Origin of the sequence: Streptacidiphilus albus JL83, from assembly GCF_000744705.1 — a bacterium.
GTDB lineage: Bacteria > Actinomycetota > Actinomycetes > Streptomycetales > Streptomycetaceae > Streptacidiphilus > Streptacidiphilus albus.
The window spans coordinates 4,779,042-4,794,894 of sequence record NZ_JQML01000001.1; the positions used below are offsets into that span (position 1 = coordinate 4,779,042).

The 15,853-nt window shown below is 72.4% G+C and carries 15 protein-coding genes; 9 read left to right on the top strand and 6 right to left on the bottom strand.

Going from position 1 to position 15,853, the window contains the following annotated elements; all coding sequences use genetic code 11:
- The first annotated feature begins 300 nt into the window (after window positions 1–300).
- Window positions 301–753 carry a hypothetical protein gene (locus BS75_RS20765; RefSeq protein WP_152646232.1) on the top strand — a complete coding sequence of 151 codons (453 nt, stop codon included), beginning with the start codon at window positions 301–303 and terminating at the stop codon, window positions 751–753.
- A 105-nt stretch (window positions 754–858) separates the two neighbouring features.
- Here BS75_RS20765 and BS75_RS20770 read toward each other — a convergent pair whose 3' ends face one another.
- Entirely contained in the window at window positions 859–1,413 is a 555-nt protein-coding gene (locus BS75_RS20770) for a hypothetical protein (protein WP_042440397.1), read from the bottom strand.
- 427 nt (window positions 1,414–1,840) lie between these two features.
- Here BS75_RS20770 and BS75_RS20775 point away from each other — a divergent pair, with 427 nt between their 5' ends.
- The 4 genes from BS75_RS20775 (at window position 1,841) to BS75_RS20790 (ending at window position 5,796) form a co-directional block, all read left to right on the top strand.
- Entirely contained in the window at window positions 1,841–2,335 is a 495-nt protein-coding gene (locus BS75_RS20775) for a MarR family winged helix-turn-helix transcriptional regulator (protein ID WP_052069572.1), read from the top strand.
- A 62-nt stretch (window positions 2,336–2,397) separates the two neighbouring features.
- Window positions 2,398–4,074: an MDR family MFS transporter gene (locus BS75_RS20780; protein WP_063771595.1), complete on the top strand. Its 1,677-nt coding sequence runs from the start codon at window positions 2,398–2,400 to the stop codon at window positions 4,072–4,074.
- 104 nt (window positions 4,075–4,178) lie between these two features.
- Window positions 4,179–5,030 (top strand): DUF72 domain-containing protein, encoded by an 852-nt coding sequence (locus tag BS75_RS20785; RefSeq protein WP_034089335.1) that lies wholly within the window; start codon window positions 4,179–4,181, stop codon window positions 5,028–5,030.
- A 100-nt stretch (window positions 5,031–5,130) separates the two neighbouring features.
- Entirely contained in the window at window positions 5,131–5,796 is a 666-nt protein-coding gene (locus tag BS75_RS20790; RefSeq protein WP_081982478.1) for a C39 family peptidase, read from the top strand.
- Window positions 5,797–5,809: 13 nt separating this feature from the next.
- On the opposite strand, the gene BS75_RS20795 is transcribed toward BS75_RS20790, so the two are convergent.
- From BS75_RS20795 to BS75_RS20810, 4 genes are all read right to left on the bottom strand, one after another.
- Window positions 5,810–6,466 carry a mycothiol-dependent nitroreductase Rv2466c family protein gene (locus BS75_RS20795; RefSeq protein WP_034089336.1) on the bottom strand — a complete coding sequence of 219 codons (657 nt, stop codon included), beginning with the start codon at window positions 6,464–6,466 and terminating at the stop codon, window positions 5,810–5,812.
- A 155-nt stretch (window positions 6,467–6,621) separates the two neighbouring features.
- Window positions 6,622–7,350: an HAD family hydrolase gene (locus tag BS75_RS20800; protein ID WP_052069573.1), complete on the bottom strand. Its 729-nt coding sequence runs from the start codon at window positions 7,348–7,350 to the stop codon at window positions 6,622–6,624.
- Between the two features lie 150 nt (window positions 7,351–7,500).
- Window positions 7,501–8,151, bottom strand: a complete 651-nt coding sequence (locus BS75_RS20805) for a pyridoxine/pyridoxamine 5'-phosphate oxidase (protein ID WP_034093444.1) — start codon at window positions 8,149–8,151, stop codon at window positions 7,501–7,503.
- 70 nt (window positions 8,152–8,221) lie between these two features.
- Window positions 8,222–8,434, bottom strand: a complete 213-nt coding sequence (locus BS75_RS20810) for a hypothetical protein (RefSeq protein ID WP_034089337.1) — start codon at window positions 8,432–8,434, stop codon at window positions 8,222–8,224.
- Between the two features lie 179 nt (window positions 8,435–8,613).
- On the opposite strand from BS75_RS20810, the gene BS75_RS44575 reads away from it, so the two are divergent.
- Window positions 8,614–10,095, top strand: coding sequence for a methyltransferase domain-containing protein (locus tag BS75_RS44575; RefSeq protein WP_081982479.1), 1,482 nt, complete (start codon window positions 8,614–8,616; stop codon window positions 10,093–10,095).
- Between the two features lie 60 nt (window positions 10,096–10,155).
- Here BS75_RS44575 and BS75_RS20820 read toward each other — a convergent pair whose 3' ends face one another.
- Entirely contained in the window at window positions 10,156–11,199 is a 1,044-nt protein-coding gene (locus BS75_RS20820; RefSeq protein ID WP_034089338.1) for an ROK family transcriptional regulator, read from the bottom strand.
- 72 nt (window positions 11,200–11,271) lie between these two features.
- Here BS75_RS20820 and BS75_RS20825 point away from each other — a divergent pair, with 72 nt between their 5' ends.
- The 3 genes from BS75_RS20825 (at window position 11,272) to BS75_RS20835 (ending at window position 15,840) form a co-directional block, all read left to right on the top strand.
- Window positions 11,272–12,456, top strand: coding sequence for an MFS transporter (locus tag BS75_RS20825; protein WP_034089339.1), 1,185 nt, complete (start codon window positions 11,272–11,274; stop codon window positions 12,454–12,456).
- Between the two features lie 269 nt (window positions 12,457–12,725).
- Window positions 12,726–13,391 carry a hypothetical protein gene (locus BS75_RS20830; protein WP_052069576.1) on the top strand — a complete coding sequence of 222 codons (666 nt, stop codon included), beginning with the start codon at window positions 12,726–12,728 and terminating at the stop codon, window positions 13,389–13,391.
- A gap of 49 nt (window positions 13,392–13,440) precedes the next feature.
- A complete protein-coding gene (locus BS75_RS20835; protein WP_052069577.1) occupies window positions 13,441–15,840 on the top strand; it encodes a flotillin family protein in 2,400 nt (799 codons plus the stop codon).
- The last annotated feature ends 13 nt before the right edge of the window (window positions 15,841–15,853 follow it).

The window sequence follows — 15,853 nt, forward strand, 5'->3', positions numbered from 1 at the left end:
GCCAGAGCGAGCACTCCGCTAGGGCGGAGTGGTCATGTGCTCCCGGCCGTGCCACATCGGGAGCCCGCGCCGGGCCCCCGACAGAGATGTCAGTCCAAGGCGCTACGTTCCCCCTGTTGCGACTCGCTGATCCGCGACAGAGCGGCCGGAGTCAAAGGGGGGTGGCTGCGGAAGGCCCCCGGGAGCCACCTCGGGGCCGGAATGGGATGCACGCCCCCACCCCCCTCACTCTGCCGGCGGCCGGGCGCGAGGTCCGCGCCACCGACACAGCGCAGAGGGCTCTGAACGGAACGAGGTGCCATGGCCCGTCAACTGAGTTTCTTCTGCCGCGCCGGTGAGGAATCAGGGCAAGAAGCCATGAGTCAACTGCTGGACGCCGTATTGGAGACCGGTCATCAGCTTGTGGCCGAGGTGTGCAGCCCGTTGTTCCAGGACGGCACTGCTGTCTACAGACTCCGCACGACGGGCGCCGATGCGAGCACGCCCGGCGCAGACTGGCTGACACTCGCAGTGCATGTGGGAATCGCTGCTGTTGCAGACTCGGTCGTCGCAGCCTCACCGAACGGTGATCACGGAATCTGGGGCAGTGACCTCCTCGCCGTCGTCACGCTGAGTGGGGACAGTCCCGACTGGCTCCTCCTGGAGCGGATCCGGGGTGCCACAGCGAGGCTGTGGGGAGGGATCCCTTGGGACGAGACGTCCGGCTTCGAGATCGCCGATGGTGCACCACAGGCTGAGCGCGGCCAAGCCTGAGCCGGTCCGTGCCCCACGCGTGCCCCGCACGTGCCCTGACGGGCGGATCCGGGTGGTGGGCCACGGTGAAGCCGTGGCGTGTCCCACCACCGGAGCAGCCACCCGTCAGGCGTCCATCCACCGGTCGTAGCCGTTGTCGTCCTCGCAGGTGATGGCGTTGCCGTTGGCATCGGTGGTGCTGAGTCCGAGGTCGCGTTCGGGACAGAACTCGCCTGCCCGGTAGCAGTTTCCGGCGCTGGAGGTGAGGCTGCACGATCCGTCGCCGCCGGAGCCCGAGCCGGAACCGCCCCCGGACGATCCCCCGGAGGTCGACCCGCCCGATCCGCCCGCCCCGCCCGATGACGCTGAACCGGAACCCGAACCCGAACCGTCGGCCGCAGCGGCCGTCACTGTCACCGTGACCGTGGTCTTCACGGTCCGGGTGACCGTGGGGATGACCGTCGGCTTCGCGGTCACCGTGACCCGCACGGTGACCGTGGCCGTGGCCGTCGCTGTCACCGTCGGCCGTGCTGCCACCAGGGCCTCGGCCTGGGCGACTTGGCTCTGGTTCCCGATCGTCACGAGGGTCGCGCCGAGGACGAAGGCGCCGATACCGCCCAGCCATACCCGCTTGCGACGATGCAGCGGCCGGCTGTCCGGCGCCCTGGGCGGTCCCGGCACCTGGCGTTCCCAGGGCGGCCCCGGCCGGGGCGGTCCCTGCGGCGGCCAAGACGGACCTTGCGACATAGCGCCCCCAGGAGAACGAAGTTGTCCGGCGCATGGATTGTGTCAGCGGTGAAAAGATCCTGTGTGCTTGTTGCGAAGATGTGATGGGGCCCGCTCCATGAGGGCCCGGACAGCGGGAGTTGCCGCCGCTCGCGCCGACGGTAGTTGTGACTGGGCCCTCCGACCGGAGGGCCCAGTGCGTTCGTTCCGGGCACGGGCCGCCGCGGGGCCGGAACGGAATACTTGTATGCTTCAAATACTTGGGGTATGCAAGTACAGGTGCGGGTGGAGAGCGGCGACTGTGGATCGGGTGGGTGGGATGTCAGGTGCGGGGCAAGGTGGCGCGTCGCCCGGGGCCGGTGAACGCGGCCATGGGGCCGGGGTGGCCTCGGTCGCGGACTCGGTGGTCGACCTGCTGCGGACGGTCCGCCGGTCCAAGGCCCGGCTGCTGGCCGCGGCGGGCGACAACATCGACTCGGCGACCCAGATGCTGCTGCGCACCATGGCGACCGACGGACCGATGCGGGCGAGCGCGCTCGCTGCCGCCGTGCAGTCGGACCTGTCGACGGTCAGCCGCCAGGTCGCCGCGCTGGTGACCCGCGGGCTGCTGGAACGTCGGGCCGACCCCGTGGACGGCCGGGCCAGTCTGCTGGTGGTCACCGAGGCCGGCCAGTCCGTCATCGCCGAGTACGAGCACGCCCGGGAAGCCTTCTTCGAGCAGGTGCTGAGCGACTGGACGCAAGCGGAACTGCGTCAGTTCGCCCACCTGCTGGAACGGTTCACCTCGGCCTACGACACGACCCACACCCAATGGATGACCGACGCGACGCGGCAATCCGCTCGCCCCCACGACTCGGAAGAAGGCAGTACAGCATGAGCGCCACTGCAACCCGCCCAGCGGGCCCACCCTCGGACGGGGCGCTGTCCCACCGTCAGATCATGACGATCCTGTCCGGGCTCGTCCTGGGCATGTTCCTGGCCGCGCTGGACCAGACCATCGTCTCGACCGCGATCAAGACGATCGGCAACGACCTGCACGACCTGACCGCGCAGGCCTGGGTCACCACCGCATTCCTGATCACCTCCACGATCGCCGCACCGCTGTTCGGCAAGCTGTCGGACATATACGGCCGCAAGCGGCTGTTCATGCTCTCGATCGTGATCTTCGTGCTCGGGTCGGCCCTGTGCGGCCTGTCCCAGTCGATGTACGAACTGGCCGGGTTCCGCGCGTTCCAGGGCATAGGCGCCGGCGGCATCATGCCCCTCGCCCTCGCCGTGATCGGCGACATCATTCCGCCCCGCGAGCGCGCCCGCTACCAGGGCTACATGATGGCCGTCTTCGCCAGCGCCTCCGTCCTCGGGCCGGTGCTGGGCGGTCTGCTCTCCGGGACCAACAGCTTCCTGGGGGCCGCCGGCTGGCGGTGGATCTTCTACATCAACGTCCCCATCGCCATCTTCGCGCTGGTCGTGATCGCCAAGGTGCTGCACCTCGACCACGTCCGCCGCGAGCGGCGCATCGACTGGTGGGGTTCGGTGCTGCTGGCGGTCGGCCTGGTGCCGCTGCTGGTCGTGGCCGAGCAGGGCCAGAGCTGGGGCTGGGGATCGGTCAACTCCTTCGCCTGCTACCTGATCGGCGCGGCCGGGCTCGCCCTGTTCGTCTGGGTCCAGCAGCGGATGGGCGACGACGCGCTGCTGCCGCTGCGGCTGTTCCGCAGCAGCACGTTCTCCGTCGCCTCTGCACAGGTCACGATCATCGGTATGGCGATGTTCGGCGGCATGTCGGTGATCCCGCTCTACCTGCAGATCGTCAAGGGCGCGTCGCCGACCAAGTCCGGCCTGCTGCTGCTTCCGCTGGTCGCCGGGCTGATGCTGGCCTCCCTCGCCACCGGCCAGCTGATCGCCCGCACCGGGCGCTACAAGATCTTCCCGGTGATCGGGTCGATCCTCATGGTCGTCGGCACCAGCCTGATGATCACGATCGGCGCCGACACCTCGCTGTGGGTGACCGACATCTACATGGCGATCTTCGGCGTCGGCCTGGGTATGAACATGCAGAGCCTGGTGCTGGCCATGCAGAACGCCGTGCCCGCCCAGGACATGGGCGTCGCCTCGGCCGCGTCGAGCTTCTTCCGCTCCATCGGCGGCACCCTGGGCACCGCGATCTTCCTGTCCATCCTGTTCTCACTGGCCGGGTCCAAGATCACCCACCAGTACGCCACGGCGGCCAGTAACCCCTCCTTCGTCGCCGCGGCCACGGCCCACCCCGACCAGATCGCCTCGCTGCACCAGCACCTGAGCGGCGGGCTGGACGACACCTCGTTCCTGAACGACCTGGCCAAGCCGCTGAGCCACCCCTTCTTCGTCGGTTTCTCCGACGCCGGCGACGTGGTGTTCGCGGTCGTCGCGGTCATCCTGCTGGCGGCAGTGGTGTTCTCGATGATGCTGAAGGAGGTCCCGCTGCGGATGGTCTCGGGCAACCAGGCCCGCGCCCAGGAGGAATCCGTCGCCGCGGACGTGACCGCGGACATGTCCGCGGACGCGGACTCCGGCGACGTGCTCCCGGCTTCCGAGCGGGTCGCCGACGATGCCAGGACCGGCTCCGCCGGCGACCACTAGCCACCGCGGAACAGCCACTCCCCCCCCACACACACAGGTGCCCCGCTGCCCGGCCCCGGGCAGCGGGGCACCTGCGCGCCCGGGGCGTCCACTACGCTCGCGGCATGAGACTCCACGTCGGATGCGCGATGTGGGCCCACACCGCATGGCAGGGCCGCCTGCTACCGCAGGCCCTGGCCCCTAGGGAACGGCTGCGCGCCTACGCGAGCTGGTGCAACGCGGTCGAGGGCAACACGACCTTCTACGCGACTCCGTCCGCCGCCACCGTCGAATCCTGGGCCGAGCAGACCGCACCGGACTTCCGGCTGCTGCTCAAGCTGCCCAAGCAGATCACCCATGTGCTCCGGCTGTCCGACACCGACGGCCCGCTGCGCGCCTTCCTCGACGTGATGGCGCCGCTCGGCCCGCGCGTGCACGCCCTGTGGGTCCAACTCCCGGCCACCTTCGGCCCCGGCGACCTCGGCGCGCTGGCCGCCTTCCTGCACCGGGTGCCGCGCGGGCTGCGCTGCACCGTCGAGGTCCGCCACCCCGCCTTCTTCACCGACCCGCGCTGGGAAGGCCGGTTGGAGCAGGTGCTGGCCGGTGTCGGCGCCGAGTGGACGTCCTTCGACACGACCGACCTGTTCGCCGCGCCGCCGACCAGCGCGCCGGAACGGGAGGCCTGGGAGAAGAAGCCCCGGCTGCCGCGCAGGTCCCGCGCGCTCACCGCCGGTCCCGTGGTCCGCTACATCGGCCGCGACAGCGCGCAGACCTCCGCCGAAGGGTGGCACCACTGGACCGGCACGGTCGTCGACTGGCTGCGCGAGGGCCGCTCTCCCACGGTCTTCATCCACACGCCCGACAACAACGAGGCCCTCGCACTCGCCCGACGCTTCCACGACGAGGTCAGAGCCCGGGTCCCGGAACTCGATCCGCTGCCCGAGCCGATCCCCACCGGTCCGCCGACACTCTTCTGACGGGTCGCCGGAGCGGTTCGCCGGAGCGGTTCGCCGGAGCCGGCGGCGGAACTGCTAGAACTGGTGCCCGGCAGCCGTCCACACAGGAAGATCCTCGTCCATGAGCAGCGTGTCCCCGCCGGTGCGGAGCAGGTCCGAGGACGACGGGCCGGTCCGCCGGACGGTGCCCTACTACTCCCAGTGGGAGAGTCCGGAGCTGGTCGGCGACATCATCGCCCGCCGGATCGCCGCCGAGGACGACCCCGAGTGGCGGCGCTCCGGAGCCGAGTCGCCCGAGGAGTACGCCTTCTGGTCCTGGCGCACCTGCGGCATGGCCTGCCTCCGGATGGCCCTGCACCACTGGCAGGGCGGCACGCCGCCGATGATGGAGCTGGCCCGGGACTACCTCGCCGCCAGCGCCTATGTGCTGCGGCCGGACGGCGGCCTCGACGGCCTGATCTACGCCCCCTTCGCGGCCCGCACCCGGGAGCGCTTCGGCCTCCAGGCCCTGACCCGTCCCGACCTGCCGCCGCAGGAGGTCCGCGACCAGCTCGCGGCGGGCCGCCTGGTCATGCTCTCGGTCCACCCCTCCGTCCGCACGCCCGACGCCGAGCCGCCGAGACGGGGCGGGCACCTGGTCCTCGCGGTCGACTGCAGCCGGGAGTCGGTGGTCCTGCACAACCCCTCCGGCCTCCACGGCGAGTCCCAGAAGTACGCGGAGGTGCCGTGGCGGAAGTTCACCCGCTTCTACGCCGGGCGCGGCATCGTCCTCGGCGCGCACGGCTGAGGCCGGGGGCCGGTCAGTCGAAGCTCAGGCTCCCGGTGCGGGTGCGCTTCAGCTCGAAGAAGTCCGGGAAGGAGGCCAGGGCCCGGGCTCCGTCGAAGATGCGGGCGGCCTGCTCGCCCCGCGGGATCGAGTTGAGCACCGGCCCGAAGAAGGCCACCCCGTCGATGTGGATGGTGGGCGTGCCCACGTCCTCGCCGACCGGGTCCATCCCCTCGTGGTGGCTCCGGCGCAGCGCCTCGTCGTAGGCGTCGGTGTCCGCCGCCGCCAGCAGCTCGGCGGGCAGCCCCAGTTCGGCCAGCGCCTCGGCCGCGACCAGCCGGAAGTCCTTGTTGCCGCCGTTGTGGATCCGGGTGCCGAGGGCGGTGTAGAGCTCCTCGTGGATCCCCTCGCCGTGCTGCTCCGCCGCGGCCGTGACGATGCGCGCCAGCGCCAGCGAGTTGTCGACCAGCTCCCGGTACCAGTCCGGCAGCTCCCGGCCCTCGTTGAGGACGTACAGGCTCATCGGACGGAACCGGAGCTCCACCGCGCGCAGGGTGCGCACCTCATGGATCCAGCGCGAGGTGATCCAGGCGAACGGGCAGGCGGCGTCGTAGTAGAAGTCGACCCGGGCAGGGGCGGTATCGGTGTCGGTTTCGGCGTCGGCGGTGGTCGCGGTGGTCGCGGTCGTCATGGGGTACCTCCGGGTACGCGGGCCTGGCGGCGGACGGGGCCGGGCGGCCGGACGACTCACCGCCGTCCCTCGCCCCGCACTACGACGATAGGCGCCGGGCGGCCCGGCCCACAGGGACAATCCGGGGCCGGAACCCTGGGCCAATTGGTCCGCCGTCAGCGCCAGCGGACGTCGCTGAAGACCGGCCAGCCCTGCGCGGAGGCGTATTTGCGCAGCTTGCGGTCGGGGCAGACCGGATTGGGGTTCCCGACCGCGAGCAGCAGCGGCAGGTCGTTGACCGAGTCCGAGTAGGCGCTGCTGGCCGCCAGGTCGATGCCGACGGACGCCGCCAACTTCCGCACCGCCTCGGCCTTCTGCGGACCGTGCAGCAGCGGCCCGTCCTGCTCACCGGTGTAGTAGCCCTCGGCCACGACCACCTTCGAGCCCATGGCGCCGTCCAGCCGGAGCTGTCGGGCGAGGATGTCGGCCAGCGGCTGCGGCGAGGCGGTGACCAGCCATACCCGCTGGTTGAGGTGCTGGTGACGGCGGGCCGCGGCGAGCACGACCGGACGCACCCGGGGGAGGATCCGGTCCCGGACGATCACCTCGACCTCGGCGTGCAGCGTCTCCGCGTGCAGCCCGCGACCGACCGCGCCCATCGCGGCCTGGACGGCGGCGATGTTCCGCTGCTTCTCCATCCGGCCGAGGGCGTAACCGATGTGGCGGCGGCCGAGTCTGACGAAGTCCTTGGTCGAGACGACGCCCCGGGCGTGCAGCCCGACCCCCAGCTGGTAGAGGGACGAGCCCCGGATCAGGGTGTTGTCGACGTCGAAGAAGGCCGCACCCTCCGCGGGCGCCGGCCGGGAGGCCCGGCCGGAACCGGAGGAAGGAAGGCCTTCGGACATGGGTCCTCTTTCGGGGTACGGATGGGCGCTGATCGCAGCCTAAATCCGTCCATCTGGAGCTTTTATCCAGATACGCCCGATTGGTCCACTTATTCCGGCGAAAGAGCCCCACCGGTGGTCACAACGGGTGAACCCCGCCCGAGGCCCCGCTCAGGGCCACAGGTACTCGCGGGACCAGCCGTCCGCCTCGCGCCAGTAGCGCAGCCGCTGGTGGACGCGGTCCGGGCTGGCCTGCCAGAACTCGACCTCGTCGGGCCGGATGCCGTACAGCGTCCAGAACTCGGGGCAGGGCACGGCCTCCGGGTACTCCTCCGAGAGCCGGTCGAAGGCGCGCAGCACCTCGGCCCGGTCGACCGGCGGGACCTCGCCGTGCAGGTGACTGGAGAGCTGCGAGCCCCGGCCGCGATCCGCGAAGTCGGCCTCGGCCGCCGAGCGGTCCAGGGCGGCGGCAGTCCCGGTGATCCGGAGCTGTCGGCCCACGGCGGGCCAGTAGAAGTGCGCGGCCACTCTGGGCTGCCCGCTGATCTCCAGGCCCTTGCGGCTGTCGCCGTGGCTGGCGAAGTAGAGCCGGTCCTCGTCGACGTCCTTGCAGAGCAGGGTCCGGGTGGAGGGGGTGCCGTCGGCGCCGACGGTGCACAGCACCATGGCGTGCGGGTCGTCCTGGCCGGCCTCGGCCGCCCGGAAGATCCAGTCCGCGATGCCGGGGAGCGGGTTCGCCGGGAGCGCGGCGAGGTCGGTGCCGTCCGGGACGACATGCTCGAACACCGGCAGGGCCCTGAGGCGGTTGCGCACAGTCATCATGGTCACCCGGCTCACGCTACTCCGGCGGCTCTCCGCCCCGCGGCCGCGTTCGCACGGCGAGGACCGGCGCTCAGCGGACCGCGACCGCCGCGTCCGCGTTGCGTCGACGCTCCCGCTCCAGCTCCCGGCGGAACCGACGGCCCGCCAGGCGCCGCTGCACCGGCCGGAGCACCAGGAACCGGAAGGGGCGGACCACCAGGTGCTTCCACAGGGACTCGACGACGGGCCGGAGCAGCAGCTCCCAGACGAACTCGAACAGGACCTCACCCAGGAACTCGCCCATCCGCCCACCCTCCCGACAATCGACCGGGAGCGGCTGCCCCCCGGCGCATCGACCCCCCACCGCACCGGACCGGCTCCGAGAATATACCGGCCCGAACATCCCGCCGGATGGCAAAGCAGGAGGTCAGGCCATTGATCACGCTCGGCGCACGATAAGATGCAGAGTGTAGTCTCGGAGGGATGCGATCCGCCGACCGAAGGGCACCGTCCGCGATGACCTCCGCCACCAGCCCCGCCGCCGCACAGCCGTCCGCACAGCCGTCCGCACAGCCGTCCGCCCGGCCGTCCGCCCAGCCGTCCGCGCACTCGCCCGCAGCATCGCCCGTCCACCTGCCGGAGCAACTCGCCGCCATCGACTGGCTGCTGGCCCGGCTCCCGGCCGCCGCACGGGTGCTGGACATCGGCTCGGGCACCGGCCGGCCCACCGCCGACCTGATCGCCGGCCAGGGGCACCGGGTGACCGGCTACGACGTCTCGGCCGCGATGGTGGAGCTGGCCACCGCCCAGGTCCCGGCGGCGCACTTCGCCGTGGCCGACCTCCGCGAGCTCCACTTCGCGCCGGGCAGCTGGGAGGCGGTGACCGCGTTCGTCCCACCGCTGGAGCTGGACCGGGACGAGCTGGACGCCGCCCTCGCCCGGATCGCCGACTGGCTCGCCCCCGGCGGCTACACCGTCCTCGCCACCGACGATGCCGCGGAGGCCGAGGTCTTCGCCCAGCGGCTCCGCGCCTCCGGGCTGAAGGTCCTGCACGAGCAGACCAGCGCCTTCCGTGCGGAACTCCCCGGCACCGGTGGTGCGGACGGCACCGGCGGAGCGGACGGAGCGGAGCGGCTCTTCCTCTACTCCCGCAAGCCCGGCGGCCCGGCCGTCCCCGCCCACGCCCTGGCCGCGCCCTACCCGCACCCGACGTCCTACCGGGGACCCCGCCGGCCCACCCGGCAGGGCGGGTACGACAGGCAGGACGGGCAGGACCGGGCCGCCGTCGAGTCCCGCGTCGAACGCCATGACATCGCGCCCGTGGTGGAGTCCCTGGCCGGGAACACCGCGGTGCTGCACCTCGGCGCCGCCGACGACCCGCTGGTCCGGGCGCTCTCCGCCCGGGGCGTCACCGTGCTGCCGCAGGACACCGGTCAACCGCCGCTCCCGGACGCCTCGGTGGACGCGGCCGTGGCAGACCGGGTGCTGGACGGCGCCGACGATCCCAAGGCCGTGGTCGCCGAACTGGTCCGGGTGGTCGACCGCAGCCACCCGCGGGCCAGGATCGTGCTGCTGCAGGGCGCCCCCGACAACGGACCGGTCGACCTGTGGAACCGGGTCTGCGCCCCGCTCACCGGCGAACAGCCGGACCACCAGGGGTTCCTGCTCACCCAGGCCGCCGAGGTGCTGGCCGCGCACGGATTCGACGACCTCGCCTGGCACCGGGTCCCGGTGCGGCTGCTCTTCCCCGAGCGCGACCCCGAGCAACGTACCCGGGCCGCCGCCGATGTCCTCGCCGGACTCTGGCAGACCGGCGACCCCCGCCTCGACCGGCTCCCCGAGGCCCTGCTGCCGGTGCTGAACGCCCACTTCCGGACGGCCGAGGAGAGCGCGGACGACACCGGGGCGGACAGCGTCAACGACGACGGGGTCATGCTCGTCGCCGCGCCCCGCTACCACCACTGACGTCCCGTTCGGCCGCCTCCCGAACGGTGGGCGGCCGGACGGCGGGCCGCCGTCCGGCGATCAGCCGAACACCTCGTCGCGGGCCAGGTCGAGCGCGGTGAGCACGGCGCCCTGCAGGACGGCGTTGCCCTCGACCGTGCTCGGGCGGATCTCCGTGGGCGCGAGGGAGCGCAGCGCCACGCGCTCGGCGACCAGCGCGGCCAGGGCCTCACCGCCGGCCCGGCCGGTGGAGCCGCCGAGGACGATCAGCCCCGGGTCGAGCACGGCGACCACCGCGAACAGCCCCCGGGCGATCCGGTCGGCCAGCTGCTCGCGGGGCAGGTCGAGCACGGCCCTGAGGTCGACCGTTTCGCAGAAGCTCTCGCCGCCGATGTCGAGCAGCCCCAGCTCGCCCGCGCCGCCGGAGACCCCGCGCCGCAGCCGCCCGCCGAGCACGACCGCACCGCCGACGCCCTCGTTCTCCAACCAGAGCAGGACGAAGTCCTCGCTGCCGGTGGCCGCGCCGGTCCGGTGCTCGGCGATCGCCGCGAGGTTCACCTCGTTCTCCAGCAGCACCTGTCCGGCCCCGAGCCGGCTGCCGAGCTCCGGCAGCAGGTCGGCCCGCCAGCCGGGAACGTCGTTGCCGGCGATCATCGCCCGGGTGCGCGGGTGCATCAGGCCGGGCGCGCCCACGGCGACCACCTGCAGCGTCCGACCGGCCGCCGCCTCGGCGACCGCCTCGGCGACCAGCGCCGGCAGGTCCACCTCGCCGCCGGCCGGGGGCCGGGGGAGCGGCCGGGCGGCGGAGCCGACGGTGCTGCCGGTGAGGTCGGCGACGGTGACGGCGATTCCGCTGCGCCGGATGTCCACGCCGGCGACCAGGGCGCGGTCGGCCACCAGGGCGTAGAGCCGGGCATTGGGGCCGCGCCGCTCCTCGCCGGTCTCGCCGCCGGCCTCGACCAGGCCGGCCGCGCGCAGCCGTTCCACCAGGTCGGCGACGGTGGGCCGGGACAGGCCGGTGAGGTCGCGCAGCTGCGGCGCGGTCAGCGGACCGTGCGCCAGCAGCAGGTCGAGGGCCAGCCGGTCGTTGATCGCGCGGGCCGTGGCCGGGGTCGCGGTCTTCATGGAGCCATATTAGTCAGGGATCCTGCCTGATGACCTTTTCATCAGGAACCCTGCCTGATAATTTGATGCCCCGTGACCCACCACCGCGCCATCGCGCTCGTCTTCGCCGTCCACGGAGCCGTGTCAGGAAGCCTCATCACCTGCATCCCCTGGTTCCAGCAGCACTTCCACCTCAGTCCGGCCACCCTCGGCCTGCTGCTGCTCTGCCAGCCGGTCGGCGCGTTCCTGGCGATGCCGATGGCCGGCCGGATCGCCCACCGCCTCGGCGGACGCACCGCGACCCGGCTGCTGATCCTGCTCTGGTGCGCCTGGCTGCCGGTGCCCGCGCTGGCCCCCGCACCGGGCTGGCTGTTCGCCGCGTTCCTGGTCTACGGCATGGTCGCCGGCACCAGCGATGTGCTGATGAACGCCCACGGCGTGGCGTTGGAGCGGCGGCTGGGCCGCTCCATCATCGCCGGGCTGCACGGGCGCTGGAGCATCGGCAGCCTGGCCGCCGGCGGTGTGGGCATCCTGGCCTCCGGCTACGGAATGGGCGCCCGGGACCACCTGCTGGCCGTCACCGCCCTGCTGCTGGTGCCGGCCGTGGTCGCGGGCCGGGCGCTGGCCCCGGACGAGCCCGTGGACGCGGACGCCCCGGCGCCGCGCCGGTTCGCGCTCCCCAACCGCGCCATCCTCGCCATCGGCCTGGTCGGCTTCTGCGGGACCTTCGCCGAGGGCGCCACCTCCGACTGGGCGGCCGTCTACACCAGCAAGGTCGCCTCGGCCGGACCGAGCACCGCCACCGCCGCCTACACCGTCTTCATGCTCTGCATGGCCGCCACCCGGCTGGTCGGTGACCGGGTGGTCGGCCGGATCGGGGCGGTGGCCGTCGTCCGGGGCGGCGGGGCCACCGCGGCCGGCGGCGCCGTCCTGGTGGTCCTGGCCCGGACGCCCTGGCTGTGCATCGCCGGCTTCGCACTGGTCGCCCTCGGTATCGCGGTGATCGTGCCGCTGGTCTTCAGCGCCGCCGGCAACTCCGGCGGTGCGGCCGGTGAGGGCGTGGCCGGGGTGGCCACCATCACCTACCTCTCCGGGCTGATCGCCCCGGCAGCGATGGGCTGGGTGGCCGGAGCCCTGTCCTACCCGGCGGCCTTCGCCATGGTCGCCCTCGCCGCCGCGGCGATGGCCGCGCTGGCCGGGACCCTCCGCCGCCGGGGCGACTCCCCCGCCGTCGGCCCGCGCCGTCCGAGCCGCCCGCTGCGGCAGCCGACCGGCTGAGCCCGCGCCGGAGCGGCACCGCCCGGCCGGGGCGGCCCGCCCGGCCGGAGCGGCCCGCGATCCCGGCCCCGAGCTGGGCGACCGCTGAGTGTGACCTGGCTCACGGCTGAGTACGGACGTTTAGAAGGCATCAAGATTGCCGGGATCTTGCACTGCGTGCCACACCCCCGCGCTGCCACTCTGACGCAGGCGGCGAACAGAGGTCCGGTTCGCCGCCGGGGTACGGCCGACAGCGCCGTACTGGAATCTGCAGAAGCGGCGGGACAGCGGTGGACGGCTTTCTGAGGGCGATCTCGTCCTTCCCCACCTCACTGTTCTCGCTGCTGCTCGTGGTGGTCGTCGGGTACTGGGTGCTGGTGCTGGCCGGGGGGATCGGTCACGGGGGGCACCACATCGACGGGGGGACCGGCGGGGGGACCGGCGGCCACGGGGGACACCACGGGTTCGGGGGACTGCAGAGAGCACTGGGCCTGGGCGGAGTGCCGATCACGGTGGCGGTATCACTGGTGATCGCCTTCGCCTGGTTCAGCGCGCTGGCGGGGGACCAGCTCCGGCAGGGCGGGAACGGAGGCCTGCTGCTGCTGGGGGCGACAGCCGGGGGATGGCTGGGTGCACGGGTGCTGGTGTGGCCGCTGCGGCGGATCATGCCGGCCCCCGTGCCGCCGCCCTCCCGCCGCGACTTCGTCGGCCGCGCATGCGTGATCCGGACCGGGCGCGTCGGCCCCGACTTCGGCCAGGCCGAGGTCCGCGCCGAGGACGGCGCCGCCGCGATCGTGCAGGTCAGGCAGAGCACCGAGGAAGCCAGGGGGGTCGGCTCGACGCTCACTGCCGGGGCCGCCGCGCTCATCTACGACTACGACGCCGAGGGCGAGTTCTTCCGGGTGATGCCGGACCTGCCGCATCCTCTCGACGCCCAGGACCGCTCCATCCATTGAGAACCAGTCGCGACCCAGCCGACCCGCAGGGTCGGTCAAAGGACCAGTCATGTCTGCAGTCAGCATCGGCATCGTCGTACTCGTCGGCGTCCTCCTGCTCATCGGCATCGGCAGCATGGTGCTGTTCGGCCGACTGTTCCGGAAGGTCGCCCAGGGCCAGGCCCTGATCATCTCCAAGTCCCGGCACGTCGACGTGACCTTCACCGGCGCACTGGTGGTGCCGGTGGTGCACCGGGCCGAGCTGATGGACATCTCCGTGAAGACCATCGAGATCGCCCGCACCGGCCGCGAGGGCCTGATCTGCCAGGACAACATCCGCGCCGACATCCGGATCACCTTCTTCGTCCGGGTCAACAAGACCGCCGAGGACGTCATCAAGGTCGCCCAGGCGATCGGCACCGAGCGGGCCAGCCACCAGGAGACGATGCAGAACCTCTTCAGCGCCAAGTTCGCCGAGGCCCTGAAGACCGTCGGCAAGCAGTTGGACTTCGTCGACCTCTACACCAAGCGCGAGGAGTTCCGGGACCGGATCGTCGCCGTGATCGGCACCGACCTCAACGGCTACCACCTTGAGGACGCGGCGATCGACCACCTCGAACAGACCCCGATGACCCAGCTCGACCCGGCCAACATCCTGGACGCCCAGGGCATCCGCAAGATCACCGAACTCACCGCGCTGGAGCACATCCAGACCAACGACTTCCAGCGCAACGAGGAGAAGGAGATCACCCGGCAGAACGTCGACGCCCGGGAGGCGGTGCTGGAGCTCGAACGCCGCCGCGCCGAGGCCGAGATCCGGCAGCGCCGCGAGGTCGAGACACTGCGTGCCAAGGAGGAGGCGGAGACCTCCAAGGTCCAGGAGGAGGAGCGGCTCAAGGCGCACAGCGCGCTGCTGCGCACCGAGGAACTGCTGGGCGTGCAGCGGGAGAACCAGGCCCGGGAGATCGCCGTCGCCGAGAAGAACCGCGAGCGGGTCATCGCCGTCGAGACCGAGCGGATCGAGAAGGACCGGCTGCTGGAGGTCGTCAACCGGGAGCGCGAGGTCGAACTCTCCCGCGCCGAGAAGGAGAAGCAGGTCGAGGTCGAGCGCCGGTCCGTCGCCGAGGTCGTCCGCGAACGCGTCTCGGTCGACCGGACCGTGGCCGAGCAGGAGGAGGAGATCAAGCGGGTCCGGGTGGTCCAGGAGGCCGAGCGCACCCGCCAGGCCGTGGTCATCGCCGCCGAGGCCGAGGCCCAGGAACTGCTGGTCAAGGACATCAAGTCGGCCGAGGCCGCCGAGCAGGCCGCGCACTTCCGGGCCCGGGAGCAGCTGGTGCTGGCGGAGGCCCGGAAGCAGAGCGCCGAGTTGGACGCCGACGCGGCGGTCCGGCTGGCCCAGGGCGAGCGGGCCCGGGCCGGCGCGGCCGGACTGGCGGCCGCCGAGGTCTCCGAGCGGCAGGCGCTGGCCGACGCGGCCGGCATCCGCGCCCGGTTGGAGAGCGAGGCCGAGGGCCTGAAGCTGAAGGCCCAGGGCATCGAGAAGGTCGGCCTGGCCGAGGCCGCCGTCAGCGAGAGCAAGGCGCTGGCCGACGCCGCCGGGGTCCGCGCCCGACTGGAGAGCGAGGCCGAGGGCCTCAAGCAGAAGGCCGTGGGCATCGAGAAGGTCGGCCTGGCCGAAGCCGCCGTCAACGAGAGCAAGGCACTCGCCGACGCCGCCGGCATCCGCGCCCGACTGGAGAGCGAGGCCGAAGGCCTCAAGCAGAAGGCCGTGGGCATCGAGAAGGTCGGCCTGGCCGAAGCCGCCGTCAACGAGAGCAAGGCACTCGCCGACGCCGCCGGCATCCGCGCCCGACTGGAGAGCGAGGCCGAAGGCCTGAAGCTGAAGGCCCAGGGCATCGAGAAGGTCGGCCTGGCCGAAGCGGCCGTGAACGAGAGCAAGGCACTGGCCGACGCCGCCGGCATCCGCGCCCGGCTGGAGGGCGAGGCGACCGGGCTCAAGGAGAAGGCCGCGGCGATGGCGACGCTGGACGAGGCCAGCCGCACCCACGAGGAGTTCCGGCTCCGGCTCGCCGCCGAGAAGGAGGTCCGGCTCGCCGGACTGGACGTCCAGCGCCAGGTCGCCGAGGCCCAGGCGGCGGTCCTCGCCGCCGGGTTGGAGGGCGCCGACATCGACATCGTCGGCGGCGACAGCGTGTTCCTGGAGCGGCTGGTCGGCGCGGTCTCCTTCGGCAAGGGCATCGACGGCATCGTCCAGAACTCGGAGACGGTGCAGACGCTGGGAGCGGACTGGCTCGACGGCCGGAAGAGCTTCAGCGGCGACGCCACCGAGGTGCTGCGCTCCCTGGGCGCGGGCGGCCCGCAGAACATCGCGGCGCTGCTGCGGCTGCTCGGCGGCGGCACAGCCGGCACCGGCACGGACGGCACCGGCGCGGCCAACGGCACGCCGGTCGTCAACGGCCTGGCGAAGTAGCACGACGCAGCGG

Bases quoted from the DNA above. Each gene is read 5' to 3' on its own strand.
- BS75_RS20765 (WP_152646232.1), top strand. From the start codon at position 301: ATGGCCCGTCAACTGAGTTTCTTCTGCCGCGCCGGTGAGGAATCAGGG.
- BS75_RS20780 (WP_063771595.1), top strand. From the start codon at position 2,398: ATGACGATCCTGTCCGGGCTCGTCCTGGGCATGTTCCTGGCCGCGCTG.
- BS75_RS20785 (WP_034089335.1), top strand. From the start codon at position 4,179: ATGAGACTCCACGTCGGATGCGCGATGTGGGCCCACACCGCATGGCAG.
- BS75_RS20790 (WP_081982478.1), top strand. From the start codon at position 5,131: ATGAGCAGCGTGTCCCCGCCGGTGCGGAGCAGGTCCGAGGACGACGGG.
- BS75_RS20795 (WP_034089336.1), bottom strand. From the start codon at position 6,466: ATGACGACCGCGACCACCGCGACCACCGCCGACGCCGAAACCGACACC.
- BS75_RS20800 (WP_052069573.1), bottom strand. From the start codon at position 7,350: ATGTCCGAAGGCCTTCCTTCCTCCGGTTCCGGCCGGGCCTCCCGGCCG.
- BS75_RS20805 (WP_034093444.1), bottom strand. From the start codon at position 8,151: ATGATGACTGTGCGCAACCGCCTCAGGGCCCTGCCGGTGTTCGAGCAT.
- BS75_RS20810 (WP_034089337.1), bottom strand. From the start codon at position 8,434: ATGGGCGAGTTCCTGGGTGAGGTCCTGTTCGAGTTCGTCTGGGAGCTG.
- BS75_RS44575 (WP_081982479.1), top strand. From the start codon at position 8,614: ATGCGATCCGCCGACCGAAGGGCACCGTCCGCGATGACCTCCGCCACC.
- BS75_RS20820 (WP_034089338.1), bottom strand. From the start codon at position 11,199: ATGAAGACCGCGACCCCGGCCACGGCCCGCGCGATCAACGACCGGCTG.
- BS75_RS20835 (WP_052069577.1), top strand. From the start codon at position 13,441: ATGTCTGCAGTCAGCATCGGCATCGTCGTACTCGTCGGCGTCCTCCTG.